Source organism: Acidobacteriota bacterium, from assembly GCA_038040445.1.
Taxonomy (GTDB): domain Bacteria; phylum Acidobacteriota; class Blastocatellia; order UBA7656; family UBA7656; genus Onstottus_A; species Onstottus_A frigus.
The window spans coordinates 72540-85054 of record JBBPIG010000024.1 but is presented as its reverse complement, the minus strand read 5'-3'; the positions used below and the strand labels follow the sequence as shown (position 1 = coordinate 85054).

The following is a 12515-nucleotide window of genomic DNA, read 5'->3' as shown; positions in this document are numbered from 1 at the left end:
GGCACTGGATAAGGTCTGGCCAGTATCTTGTTCGGCTGTTTCTGACATGTAGGATTTCTCTCCACTAGTTTGAATCCGCACTCACCGTGGTATGGGCTGGCTCTGGCCCATGTTTCCGATCATATAGAACAGCGGCAGATACATTGCAAGCAGGATCGTCATCACCAGGCTGCCCATGAAAATCAGTATCACCGGCTCAATGAAGGTGGTTATCGTGTTGAGCCTTACGTCGATCTCGGAATCATAAAAGTTAGCGACTTCATCGAGCATTTCGCGCAGCGCGCCGGAGCGTTCGCCCACGCCAATCATGTCGATCGCAAGCTCCGAGACCCAGCCCGAAGCCTCGAGGCTGTCGGTGAACGGACTGCCTTCCCGGATGCCTGTAAGCACGCCGCTACTCGCGAGTCTGAGCGCACGGTTGGTGATCGACTCGCTGGCGATCTCCACGGATTCCGGCAGCGTTATGCCGCCCGCCAGCAGCGTCGCAAGGCTTCTAGTGAACTGCGCTATCGTCATCTGACGAACTGTCTCGCCTGCGACAGGCGTTCTCAGGATCCAGCGATCGATCGTCAGCCTGCCGGTTGGCGTCCGTCTCCAGAAAAAGATAAAGATCAATCCGCCAACGATGGCCGGTATCAACCAGATCAGGTTTGAGCTTATGAAGTCAGCGGTGCTGACCACGACTATGGTTACGGTCGGCAGTTCCTGCGCGCCGACACCGCTGTACAGCTTCATGAATTGCGGAATAACGTAAGTCGAAAGCACCATCACCAGTATGAAGGAAGCGCCCACGAGCACCGCCGGGTAGGCAAGCGACTTCTTTATTTTGCGCCGCGCTTCGGTGATGGTTTTCTGATAGCTGACGTATCGCAGCAGCACTTCGTCGAGTGAACCCGCGCGCTCGCCCGCGAGAATCGAAGCGATGTAGATGCGCGGGAACGCATCGCCCTGTGCGGCGAACGCTTCTGATAGCGCGTGGCCCGCCCGCACTTTCGCTTCTACGTCCTCGAGAGTGAGCCTGAGTTGTTCGTTGTGAACGCGTTTGCGGAGGATGCCAATCGCCTGGAGTATTGGTAGCCCGGCTCGCAGCAGGGCCGAGAGCTGCTGATTGAAGAGCAGAAAGTCTTCCGTCTTGATCTTGCGAACGTGCTGCTCGCCTCCGAACGCCCGGCGAATGTTCACCGATCCAGTCGAAGCGATCGAGAAGACTCGAAAGCCTTCGCGTTCGAGCTTCGACCGAAGATCGCGTTCGGCGGTCGCCTCGACCGTTCGCGTCACCACTTCGCCCGTAGGCGTCCCAAGCCTGCAAGTGTACTCAGCCATCGAATTGAACCTTCTTCAAGACGGGTCTGTCGCAGCCGTTCATCTGCGCCTGGGGCTGTGCGAAACCAAGCGAAATCATACCACAACGCTCAGGCGCATAACCACGGTAATCAATCGCGCGCAGAGGGGTCAGTTTGAGTTCAGAGTTCAAGCTTCAGCTTGCTCTTTTCGCCATATGAACGTGAGAAGCACGCTGAAGCTTGAACTCTGAACTCGCGCTTTGGATCGTGTTCGAGCAGGTTGTTACACGCTAGCGGGCGCGCGGTGTTTCAAAGAATATTGTGAGCGGGATGCTAATCCATCGCTCGCGTAACAACGGAATGCGGATGCCGATAATGCATCGAAGCGGTTGCTTGAGCAAACTCGCGCCAAACGAAAAGCCTCGCCGCGCGATTACTCTATCGGAACTGACGCGGTGGCGAAGGTCAAACGCGAGCGTTTCCAGCGCCACGTCATCCTGCACAGCACCCGCACGAGCAAGCTCGCGAGCAAATGCTCGACCGTCCGCAAGCGGGCCGCCTTCCTGCACAACGGGTCTCGATCGAGAGTACAGAGCGAAGCGATCATCGAACGCCGAGCCGAGCGAGCGCGCAAGGCTCGGCCAGGCGCCAGCTACCGCGTGCGCGCGCTTGAGTAACAGCGCGTCGGCGGTCGCTTGAATCCGCGAGTTATCGAACTCGGCCGGCGCGATCTCATTGCTTACCAGAGCTCGCACGAGTTCCAGTTGGGCTGCCGCCAATCTCCTTCGCGCGTCAGAATACATAAGCCAACTCTCTTCGACGTGCGCCGCGCGCTCGGGCTTCCGCAATAGCGTCCAGCTCGGCGGCGAGCTCACTCCATTCTGGAAAGTGATCGTCGCGTTCGAGCATCACGCCGCGTATGTCAACGCGCGAGCAGACTTCTGCGAGCAGGTCCAACCCGGCTGCCGGAATCGCGTGTGCGTGGGTGTCGTGATAAAGCCCGTTTCTAGAGATGCCGCCCGCAATGTGAACGTAAGCGAGCCGCTCGAGCGGCAGCCTGTCGAGATACTCGTTCGCGTCCCAATCGTGATTGCGGGCGTTCGCGTAGAGGTTCGAGACATCGAGCAGCAATAGCGAGTCGGTGCGCTCGAGCGCTTCGGCGATGAACGTCGCTTCATCCATTTCCGCTCGAGGCCATTCAAAGAGCGTCGCGATGTTCTCAAGCGCTAACGGCACTGGCAACGCAGCTTTCGCTTCGAGAATATTCTCAACCAGCAGATCGAGCGCTTCGCGGGTCCTTTGCACCGGCAACAGATGTCCCGCTTCGACGCCCCCTGCGCGAACAAAAGCAAAGTGTTCGCTCACCAGCGGGGCGTTGAGGTCCTCGGCGAGTCGAGCGATCCGTGAGAGCCGTTGGCTCGAGGGCGGCTCCGCGCCGCCGAGTGAAAGCGAGATGCCGTGCGGTACAACCTTAACTCCTCGCTCCGCGAGTTGCCTGAGCGGAAGGGGTATCCGATCGGGCGAGATGTTTTCGGCGACGATCTCCACGAAGCCAATCGTGGTGTCGCGCGCAATCGAAAGCGCCAGCTCGGGTCGCCAACCGATTCCGATTCCAAGACTGGGCTCGCTGTTCTTCATGAGCCGCATCCCCCGCAACCACCGCCACCGCACCCTCCTCCACAACCGCTGCTTCCGCACGAAGACGAACTGCTGCAAGATGAGCTGCTCCAGGATGAGCCGCCGCTTGAAACCGAGACGGGCGGGAGTATTTGTCTTTTCAGCACGGACCACGATTCATCCGTGAATGCCAGCGCAGTTATGCCAAACAATCCCATCGCCAAAGCCACATCTCCCGCGGCAAGCCGCTCCGGTTTGGATTTTGCCGTTGATTCCAACGCCGAATTCTCACGCTTGAGCCGTTCGAAAGTATCATCACCCGCCTTTGTCCGGTGCGAAGACGATTTGTAGAGGAAGAAAGCTATCAAGGCGGTCAGGCAACACAGCACAAATAGAAATCCAACCGGGCGATTGCGCGAGAGACCGATGAGAACCTTTATCGCCCCGAAAAGGAACACCATCACCAAAATGATTACCGGCAAGGTTTGCGCTCTAGTGTTTTGTTCGACATTGATGACCAGACCTAACGCTTGCAACCGCGTAGCGATCCCATTGGCCGTCGCTGCAGCTTTTGTTCGAATGCTCTTAACCGTGGTGGCTTCGCCCGATTCGACGATGCGATAGACTGTTTGCTCGAACGGATGAGAGACGCGCGGCGCTCCGGCAATAGCCGATAGCGTGTTATCAACGAATGACAACCGAAAAGCCTTGGTGCAAAGCAGCGTGGCGATGGCCGTTTCAGTCGCGAGTTTCGCGCCGCCACTCAAGTAAGCCGCTTCGTACGCGTCGAGGCTGGCTCCGCGCAAAGCGAAATCCCGATCAACGCCCTTAACACTCTTCCGCAGGATGTAAGCCAGCAAACAGGCGGCGGCCAACACAATGATGTAGAGCCCTATAAACTCCGGGCCGCGCAGTTCAAAAGGGTTCATAACGGCTTTTACTCCATACGCGAGACAATCTCCGCCGCGCGCGAGATGGCCCCGAGCACGCGATCGTAGAGCCCCGCCAAATCCTCCGGCAGGCTCGCGTCGCGGCGAAGCGCGGCCATCTGCGAGAGCGCTTCGCGATCAAGGTCGAACGCTGCGGCGGCAGACTCCAAGACGGCTGCCGACGTTGATTCTGACGGCTCGTCTTTTCCCGCCAACTGCAACAACGCCGTAAGCTCGACCTTGAACGGCACAGCCGCATCGGCGAGAGTCGTGGCTAGCGAGCGCGGATCATCAAATATCGACATGTAGCGCCGCCGCAATCGAAGAGCGAGATTGCAGAGGCCCTGCTCGATGCGCAAACGTATTTGCTCACGCGAGACGGCGACCCCGGCGAACGGATTCTGGCCCATCAAAACGATGCAGTGAGTTTGAATATCGAGCACTTTGGTTGGAAAGACTTCTGCCAGGCGCGGGACCTCGGAGACTTTCACGATGAATGGCTCGGCTCGGACCGCCCGCCACGCGGCGCGAAGAATCGGCGCGATTGCCGCGAGCGATTCGGTCGATGTATCCCCGAGCAGCACGACAATGTTGATATCGCTTTTTCCTGCTCGATAGCGGCCGCGCGCAAGCCCGCCATAAAGTATCAGCCCTGCGAGATTCGCGCCCGCAGCACGAGTAAGATCATCAGCGAGTCTGGAAATCGCGTCGCGAATCTCAGGCGGCGCGGCGAGTCCTTCGAGTGAGTCTGAAACGACCCCGTTGGTATCAGCCATATGACTGCCTCTTGGGTTAGATTTTTTTACTTATCGCGCAGGCGTCCGAGAACGCTCACACCTCCAATAACCCGGTCGCCTTTGTGCACTATCACGTCCACCTCGGCCGGCAAGATGACGTCCATACGCGAGCTGAACTTCATCAGACCGACCCGCTCGCCCAGTGCGACCCGATCGCCCTTCTTTTTCCACAGCACGATCCGCCGCGCAATCACCCCGGCAATCTGTCGAAACACGATCGTCAGCCTCTCTCCGCGAACAGTGACAACATTCTGTTCGTTTTCAACCGAAGCGATATCGCGTGAGGCGATATGAAAGGCGCCGGGCTTGTAAACGACATCGACGATCTCGCCGGCGATGGGCGAGCGATTGATGTGCACATCGAGCGGCGAGAGAAAGATCGAGATCTGGGTCGGGGAATTCCTGGCTCGATCATCGACCGCCGCCGCCATCACGATTCGTCCGTCCGCCGGCGACACTACGACGCGATCATCCACCGGGCTGTCGCGCCTGGGATCGCGAAAGAAGAACGCCATGAAAAGTGCAAGTATCAGACACAACCCGGCCGCGATCCACCAACCCAGAGCGACAAAGCCAAAGGCGGGAACGAGAAACAAGCCTATAAAAGGTATTCCTTCTTTTGCCATCGATGATCAAGCCTCAGGCTTCGGATTCACCGCCACTCAGGTTCAGAGTACAAGCTTTAGCTTGCCGGCCGCTAACTCAGCAAGCTACTCAGCAAGCTAGAGCCTGTACTCTGAACGCGATGCTCACGTGTCGCTGGTCTTCGCTGCGCAACCAGTACGAGCCTCAACAAAAATTGGTTACCCATCAACAAACAGACAACCTCGCCTCGATAAAGGGGGACCGTCCGCTCGTGAGTAACCAACGGTTATCTGGTTTATGTTTGGCGCGAATGGTTAGCGCGAGTGGTTAGAATGATCGCGGTTGCCGCGCCTTCCAATCTCAGTGACCTGCGCCTTGTTCTTTATGGCGGCGCATGATCATTTCCATCTGGTCTTTTAGAAATAGCTTCTTCTTCTTTAAGGTTGCTTCCTCCATCTGCTCCTCAGCGCTCGGATAGTGCAGCGCGGCCAACTCGACCAATCTCCTCTCGTACTCCCCGTGAGTGCTCGCCAGTTCCGCGAACCGTACATCATTGGCCATAAGCTGCTGCTTGAGCGCTTCGGTGTCGGAAAAACTCATGGATTTTCCCCTCCTTTGAATTTAGAAAGACCAGTTCAAAATTCCCGCCAAAATGGTAATTCAAAGCTTCGATTGATGCAAGAAGAGCGAGGCATTGCAATGACAATAGCGGCGAGTAACGCCATCCGGCAGTCGAAATACCCCCAACTGAAGTTGGGTGTATTTCGGGAGCTTCACACAGACTCCTACCGCCAGTTGTAACCATCCTGGTGGTGCAAGTGGATGTCCTGCTCGGTCGTCACTTCGATGTGTCGGAAGCCCGTCCCAACGGTTGAGCTTCGATAGGTTATCAACCATTGAAGCCCGAGCAGGCCGTCGAACTCCTTGAAGTACGGATCAAAGGAGACGAAGTCGTTGCCGGAGAAAAACGCTTCGCCTCCGGTCTCGTCCGCGAGCCTTATCAGCGAGCCCTGTCCGAAGTTGGCCGCCATTCGGCTCGCGCTGGTGGCTCCTACTGTCGGCGCGTAGAAACTGAACACTGCAACGCCGCGTCGCTCGGCTTCACGTATCGCGCGATCAAGATCAACTGAAAGCGTAGGGCTCGAACTTCGAAATCCGTGAGAGGTGTCCAGGCCATCCGAGATCATCAGAATCATTCGTCGTCCCGCGGGCTGCGAATCAAATCGACGCAGCGCCTCGACCACTTCTACGTATGGGTTGTAGGGAGAGCTCGATGAACTGCCATGCACAATGCGCAGCGAATTCGCCGCGCGCTCGCGATCGGTGGTGAAGTCCTGCGCGACCTGCAACGTTCCGCTAGTGATGTAAGCCGTCATCACGCGCGAGCCCTCCGGCAGACGTCTTATGAACTCCTTGATGCCTTTGATCTCGTTGTTGACCCGCGAAACAAGATCGTCCTGGATCAGCAGCGCCAAAATCGGCGGCGCTTCCGAAGAGCTTTTCACCGAGATGATCTGCTGCGGACGCTTCTCCTCGCGAACCGCAAAATCGTCCCCCTTGAGTTTCAACGCTGCCTCGCGCGTGCGCTCGTTGTGCGGATGCGCAGTCACCAGGATGGTTATGTCGCGGTCAGAAACGGAAACGTCGCGCTGTTTGCGTTGCGCGCCTGCGCTCGACAATAACGTGGAAAACATGATTGCGGCGGCGGCGGCTCGCCTCGCTCCTGGCTTGCAACCCATAGTCTCATTCCCTCCTGTGCGCAACAGCGGCGAGGCTCCAAAGCTACGACCCGCCGGCAATATGAGTGATCTCATGCTCAAAGTGAATTCTACTCTGGCGCGCCCCGCGTAGAAACCTGGTCCGCAAAGACGAGAGGTCGATGCGCGCTTGAGAACAGTCGCGGTTTTATAGGAAACTGATTTCGCCGGCCAGATTCATGTACGTCACCTGGCGGAAGCGAGGAGAATCTAAGAAATGATAGTTCCGTTCGTGGACCTGAAGGCGCAATACCAAACGATCGCGGGCCAGGTGGACGAGGCCATGCGTCGCGTCGTCGCCGATGCCGACTTCATACTTGGCAGAGACGTAGCATTGTTCGAACGAGAGTTCGCGGACTTCTGCGAAGCCGAGTATGCGGTCGGGCTAGACTCGGGCACTTCGGCGCTCGAGTTGGCGCTTCGCGCCCACGGGATAGGAGAGGGCGATGAGGTCATCACCGTCTCCCATACATTTGTTGCCACGGTCGCCGCTATCTCCTACACCGGCGCGCTGCCCGTTTTGGTGGATGTCGATCGAGACTCTTACAATATCGACGCCGGCAAGATTGAAGCTGCAATAACCCCGCGTACGAAAGCACTCGTGCCGGTGCATCTCTACGGCCAGCCCGCCGACCTGGACCTCATATTGGCGATCGCGCGAAAGCACAATCTCGTCGTTATCGAAGACGCTTGTCAGGCGCACGGCGCGCGTTACAAAGGAAAGCGGGTAGGGGCGCTGGGCGACGCCGGATGCTTCAGCTTCTATCCGGGGAAAAACCTGGGCGCTTATGGTGACGCCGGGATGGTCGTGACCAACAAAAAGGAAATAGCAGAGCGAATCACGCTGTTGAGAAACTATGGCCAGCCCCAAAAGTATCGGCACGTGATGATGGGGTACAACCGCCGGCTTGATTCTCTACAAGCCGCCGTGTTGCGAGTGAAGCTTCCACTGTTGGATGAGTGGAACGCGTCGCGGCAGCGCGCAGCGCGGCTTTACAACGAACTGCTCGAGGATGCCGAGGGAATTAGAACTCCGTACGCCGCAGAAGAATCATCGCACGCGTATCATCTGTATGTCGTTCAACACGCCCAGCGCGAGCGATTGATGAGCTACCTGCACGAGCAAGGCGTGTCCGCGGGTCTGCACTATCCCATCCCGGTGCATTTGCAGCCTTGCTATGAAGACCTGGGTTTGCGCTCGGGGTCTCTTCCCGTCAGCGAGGCAGTTTCGTCACGCGTCATATCGCTGCCGATGTTTGCCGAAATAACCGCTGAACAGATCGAATATGTCTGCGATCACGTCAAGAAGTTTTGCCGCTCATCAGAGGGTCGAGACGGAGCAACGGCTGTCGATTCATAGAGCGAGCTGACCTCTGCGTCATCAGCCTTGAACCAATGAACCAATGTGTCGGCGATTCAGTCAGAGGGCCGCGCCATTAACACAACTGCCTCGGCTCATATGTCTTTGATCTCTGCCTGCGAGGAGTTGCACGCGTCATAGTAGTCCACCACTTCAGCCGCCGGACCCATCTTCGTGATCCGGCCGTCATTGAATAGAATCGCGCGCCGGCAGAGCTGCTTCACCATGCCGAGGCCATGAGTCACAAGCAACACGGTTCTTCCGCTTCGAGTGACGTCATCCATCTTCCCAAGGCACTTCTTCTGGAAGCTCGCGTCGCCGACAGCAAGGACCTCATCGACAATGAGTATCTCCGGGTTTAAGTGCGCAGCGACGGCGAACGCCAGCCGCAAATACATCCCACTCGAGTAGTGTTTGACGGCTGTGTCGAGGAACTTCTCGACACCCGAGAATTCAACTATCTCGTCAAACCTCGAGTCAATCTCGCGGCGCCTCATGCCCAGAATCGCGCCGTTCAAATAGACATTTTCTCGACCGCTTAGATCTGGATGGAAGCCTGTGCCTACCTCGAGCAGGCTTGCGACGCGCCCGTAGAGCTCGACCCGCCCGCTTGTCGGCTCGATTATCCGCGAGAGGACTTTCAATAGCGTTGACTTACCGGCGCCGTTTGGGCCGATGATGCCCATTACTTCACCGGGCATGACCTCGAAGTTCACATCATTGAGCGCCCAGATGGTGTCGGCGCCTTTCCCGTTGTTTCGGGTTCGACCAAACGGCGCGCGAACGAACTTAACCAGCGATTCGCGCAGGGTTTCGTAACGCACCGATCGAGTTTCGCTCGGCTTGATGTGAAACTTCTTGCTTATGCCTTCGACTTTGATGATTGGCTTCATTAGCGTGTCAGGAAACCGTCCGGCTGTGGTTACCGGTCTCTCAGATGATCTCCGCGAAACTCCGCTCCATCCGACGAAACGTGTAGGAAGAGTAGATGAGCATAATCACAGCAAACCCGGCTGAATAGGCAAGCGCAAGCCAGGGCAGTTCCCGCCCGAAGAGCGACGCGCGAAAGGCCTCCACGATACCGGTAAACGGATTCAAAGCGAGAAGCCACCTCCACTCTTCAGGGACGAGGCTCGTCGGATATATGATCGGCGAAACGAAGAACCAAACCTGAATTAGAAACGGTAGCGCGTACCGTACGTCTCTGTATCGCACATTCAGAGCCGAAAACCATATGCCCACGCCGAGTGCGAACAACGTTGTGAGCACGATCAGCGGCAAAATCATCAGGTACGCCCAGGTCACCGCGAAGCCATAATAGACCAGCAGGCCGATCAGCAAAATAGATGCGATCGCGAAATCGAGCAAACCCGCTCCTACCGCTGCCGAAGGGATTATCAGCCTCGGGAAATACACTTTGGTGATTAGGTTGCTGCTGCCAATCAAACTGTTTGCGCCGTTGGTCACGCCGTTTGAGAAGAATGTCCAAAGCAACAACGCGGTGTAGACGAATATTGGGTACGGTACTCCGTCAGTCGGCATCCGCACCAGTTTGCCGAAGAAATATGTGAAGATTATCATCGTTACCAGCGGCTGTATCACCGCCCATGCGGCGCCCAAAACGGTCTGTTTGTAGCGAACCCTGATATCGCGCCACATCAGAAAATAAAGCAGCTCCCGATAAGCCCATAAAGCACGAAGGTCGAGCGGGACCCATGACTTGTGCGCCTCAATCGTGACCACAGGCTTGTCCGGCAAGTTGTATGACACACCTTCGGAGATATGGGGTTCCTCGGACTTGTTAGCAGAGACCCTCACGATATTCTCAATCCTCACTCTGTTCAGTCTAGCACGCCGCAACCTGAGTTCGTCTGGCCGGATTCTACGATCCTGCGCATTGCTCTTGAAGCTGGTTGAAAGCTTCTTCGATAGTCTTGGCATCTTCGGGACCAGACGCCGCCGGTCTTGCGGTAGTCAGATACTGCCTCGCTCTTGCGCAGTCGTTCTTAGTTCGATAAATCTGGCCCAACTGGTAATTCGCGTAAAAGTCGCCAGGAATCATCGCGAGCATTCTGTCCAGATATGGCAGAGCATCGTCATACTTTTTGTTTTCAATCAGACGAAGCGACAAAGTCTGAAGCGAATAGTAGTTCGTTGGAAGCACCGCGACTTGCCTCTTGAGTATCTCGAGCTCCTTAATCCGATCCGCCGTGTGATAATAGCCTGCCAGCAGTTCGTAGGCTTGCTGATTGGATGGGTATAGCTCGATTGCTTTCAGCAGTGATTCTTCGGCTTCTTTCGGACGTCCCTGAAACCCTTTTGATATGGCCAGCGCTGTAGTCAGGTCCGAGCGCGTTCTGAGCGGGTTATCATAGCCAGGCGCGTTGATCGCGGGGGCGGGGACAGTTAACCCATGCTCGACAAGCTCTTGCACCTCGCGCGCCTTTTCCTTGACCTGATAAAGCATGGCGAGTCTGACGTACGCGGGCGCATATGATGGAGCGAGTGCGATACATCGTTTGTAGAGCTCTCCGGCTCTTGCCGGATAACTGTTCTCGTACGCGCTTCCAAGATTGAAAATAGCGCGAATCGAATTAGGCACCTCGGCATAGTTAGCCTGCCAAAGCGTCAGATCATTCCTGTATACCCGGTTGCGCCAAACCGTCATAACCATCAGAACCGCCAATATGACGCCTGCTGTGCAATAAGCGATGCGCTTAACGCGCTCGCCTCTTGCTGAAAGCTTTTGGAACAACACCGCCACGAATAGACCGACGCTCATCAACGGCAAGTAAAGATAGTGATCTGCGAGCAGTTCGTGATGGGGGATGATTTGGCTTACCGGAAGCAGCAGCACAAAGTATGAAAGAACAGCAAACGCCATAAGCCTGTTTCTGTCTAGCAGAAGAAAACCTCCGATGATGACTGCGCCGACGGCAACAATGGCCAGGATTACCCGCAATTCAAACAAAGACGAGGATACATCAAACGCTCCGTAGTACTGCACAATGGGAGTCGGATAGACGAGTTGTTTAAGATACCAGGCGTGCACCCGGATCACCGTGAGCATATTCGTATAGAAGCTACCGCCCCAGTAGTCGAATCCCGCCAGGCGCGCGCGCGTGGAAGAGCCCTTGGCAAATACGACGTACCAGGCATAGGCCGGCACAGCCAGCGAAAGTATCAAGTAAAGCCATTTATCCCGGCTGAAAGCTTCTCGGGCAGCACTAAACAGCCGACGGCCCCAGGAACCCAGCTTCTTTGGCCAGGCATCGCAAAAATTCCACACGAAAATGAAAATCGGCAAACTCGCGGCCATCTCTTTCGACAACAAACTGAGCGCCCAGCAAACGATAAACAGCGCGAAGTACGAAAGCGCCGATCTCCAGCGATGTCGCCGTTCCGCGCCGCCAGCAACACATCGATACGAAAGATAGCTATGAAAGCTTGCGAGATAAAAGAAAGCGAAAAGGACATCCCGCCTCCCCGATATATAGGTTACCGCGTCCGGCTGAATTGGATGGATAGCAAAGACGAGCGCCCCAACTGCTGCCGATAGAACATCTCCGATCAGCCGCCGCATAAGCAGAAACACGAGCAGCGCATTTGCAACGTGGATCAAGATGTTTGTCAGATGAAATCCGAAGGGGCGCTCGCCCCACAATGCGAAATCAAGCGCGTAGGATATCTCCCTGAGGGGTCGAAACCCCGAGATAAGCAACCGGGGGACGTTCTCGATCTTGCGCAGCACGGGGTTGTTTTGCAAATTCACGTGGTCGTCAAAAACAAACTCGTTGGTAAGCGCGTTCGCATAACAAAGTAAGACGATGACCAGCAGGGCTCCGGCCGCGATATAGACGGACCTGTTCCGGACGCGAGGGGGAAGCTTTACTTCCTGGTGCGGGGTTGCGATCGGCGTGCTCTTTCTCTTTTTGCCCGCGGCGATGCTCACCATCTTGGTTTACCGTACCCCGGCTGCCCGGAGAAGTCTGAGGAAATCGTCACACACCAATAGAGTCTCATTATGATTTTCGATGAGCTTGTTAATAGGAGCAATCTGCAGCCTCCGCTTATTAAAATTCAGTTGTAATCAGCCGCAGAGCCGCTATATCTTATCCAAGCGTGGCCGGGCGCGCAAATTACTAAGTCTCAAAGTTATGACAATCGATCAGGGCAAATCTCTTGGA

Annotated in this window: 11 protein-coding genes and 1 pseudogene; 1 reads left to right on the top strand and 11 read right to left on the bottom strand. The window is 56.2% G+C overall.

Translation table 11 applies throughout. The features are described 5' to 3' along the window. Positions 1-81 precede the first annotated feature (81 nt). The 8 genes from AABO57_22435 to AABO57_22400 all read right to left on the bottom strand — a co-directional run bounded on the left by AABO57_22435 (position 82) and on the right by AABO57_22400 (position 6950). Positions 82-1323, bottom strand: coding sequence for a type II secretion system F family protein (locus AABO57_22435; GenBank protein MEK6288485.1), 1242 nt, complete (start codon positions 1321-1323; stop codon positions 82-84). A 250-nt stretch (positions 1324-1573) separates the two neighbouring features. After that, on the bottom strand, positions 1574-2086 hold the full coding sequence (locus AABO57_22430) for a hypothetical protein (protein MEK6288484.1): 513 nt from the start codon (positions 2084-2086) through the stop codon (positions 1574-1576). Continuing rightward, positions 2076-2921, bottom strand: a complete 846-nt coding sequence (locus tag AABO57_22425; protein ID MEK6288483.1) for a DUF692 domain-containing protein — start codon at positions 2919-2921, stop codon at positions 2076-2078. Before AABO57_22425 ends, AABO57_22430 begins: the two co-directional genes overlap by 11 nt. Continuing rightward, on the bottom strand, positions 2918-3829 hold the full coding sequence (locus AABO57_22420) for a TIGR04222 domain-containing membrane protein (GenBank protein ID MEK6288482.1): 912 nt from the start codon (positions 3827-3829) through the stop codon (positions 2918-2920). The genes AABO57_22425 and AABO57_22420 overlap by 4 nt, the downstream gene beginning before the upstream one ends. An 8-nt stretch (positions 3830-3837) precedes the next feature. Next, positions 3838-4605 carry a hypothetical protein gene (locus tag AABO57_22415; protein ID MEK6288481.1) on the bottom strand — a complete coding sequence of 256 codons (768 nt, stop codon included), beginning with the start codon at positions 4603-4605 and terminating at the stop codon, positions 3838-3840. A 26-nt stretch (positions 4606-4631) separates the two neighbouring features. Beyond that, positions 4632-5252, bottom strand: coding sequence for a phosphatidylserine decarboxylase (locus tag AABO57_22410; protein MEK6288480.1), 621 nt, complete (start codon positions 5250-5252; stop codon positions 4632-4634). Between the two features lie 319 nt (positions 5253-5571). Further along, positions 5572-5811 carry a DUF465 domain-containing protein gene (locus tag AABO57_22405; protein ID MEK6288479.1) on the bottom strand — a complete coding sequence of 80 codons (240 nt, stop codon included), beginning with the start codon at positions 5809-5811 and terminating at the stop codon, positions 5572-5574. Positions 5812-5996: 185 nt separating this feature from the next. Beyond that, the gene (locus AABO57_22400) at positions 5997-6950 is read right to left on the bottom strand and encodes a VWA domain-containing protein (GenBank protein ID MEK6288478.1); all 954 of its coding nucleotides are present in this window, start codon (positions 6948-6950) and stop codon (positions 5997-5999) included. A gap of 238 nt (positions 6951-7188) precedes the next feature. Here AABO57_22400 and AABO57_22395 point away from each other — a divergent pair, with 238 nt between their 5' ends. After that, on the top strand, positions 7189-8328 hold the full coding sequence (locus AABO57_22395) for a DegT/DnrJ/EryC1/StrS family aminotransferase (protein MEK6288477.1): 1140 nt from the start codon (positions 7189-7191) through the stop codon (positions 8326-8328). Positions 8329-8474: 146 nt separating this feature from the next. Here the strand turns inward: AABO57_22395 and AABO57_22390 are convergent. From AABO57_22390 to AABO57_22380, 3 genes and pseudogenes are all read right to left on the bottom strand, one after another. Then, a pseudogene (locus AABO57_22390) lies at positions 8475-9221 on the bottom strand (ABC transporter ATP-binding protein). A 40-nt stretch (positions 9222-9261) separates the two neighbouring features. After that, a complete protein-coding gene (locus AABO57_22385) occupies positions 9262-10146 on the bottom strand; it encodes an ABC transporter permease (GenBank protein ID MEK6288476.1) in 885 nt (294 codons plus the stop codon). A gap of 64 nt (positions 10147-10210) precedes the next feature. Further along, a complete protein-coding gene (locus tag AABO57_22380) occupies positions 10211-12283 on the bottom strand; it encodes a tetratricopeptide repeat protein (protein MEK6288475.1) in 2073 nt (690 codons plus the stop codon). Between the last annotated feature and the right edge of the window lie 232 nt (positions 12284-12515).

Bases quoted from the DNA above. Each gene is read 5' to 3' on its own strand.
- AABO57_22410 (MEK6288480.1), bottom strand. From the start codon at position 5,252: ATGGCAAAAGAAGGAATACCTTTTATAGGCTTGTTTCTCGTTCCCGCC.
- AABO57_22425 (MEK6288483.1), bottom strand. From the start codon at position 2,921: ATGAAGAACAGCGAGCCCAGTCTTGGAATCGGAATCGGTTGGCGACCC.
- AABO57_22435 (MEK6288485.1), bottom strand. From the start codon at position 1,323: ATGGCTGAGTACACTTGCAGGCTTGGGACGCCTACGGGCGAAGTGGTG.
- AABO57_22380 (MEK6288475.1), bottom strand. From the start codon at position 12,283: ATGGTGAGCATCGCCGCGGGCAAAAAGAGAAAGAGCACGCCGATCGCA.
- AABO57_22400 (MEK6288478.1), bottom strand. From the start codon at position 6,950: ATGGGTTGCAAGCCAGGAGCGAGGCGAGCCGCCGCCGCCGCAATCATG.
- AABO57_22430 (MEK6288484.1), bottom strand. From the start codon at position 2,086: ATGTATTCTGACGCGCGAAGGAGATTGGCGGCAGCCCAACTGGAACTC.
- AABO57_22420 (MEK6288482.1), bottom strand. From the start codon at position 3,829: ATGAACCCTTTTGAACTGCGCGGCCCGGAGTTTATAGGGCTCTACATC.
- AABO57_22415 (MEK6288481.1), bottom strand. From the start codon at position 4,605: ATGGCTGATACCAACGGGGTCGTTTCAGACTCACTCGAAGGACTCGCC.
- AABO57_22405 (MEK6288479.1), bottom strand. From the start codon at position 5,811: ATGAGTTTTTCCGACACCGAAGCGCTCAAGCAGCAGCTTATGGCCAAT.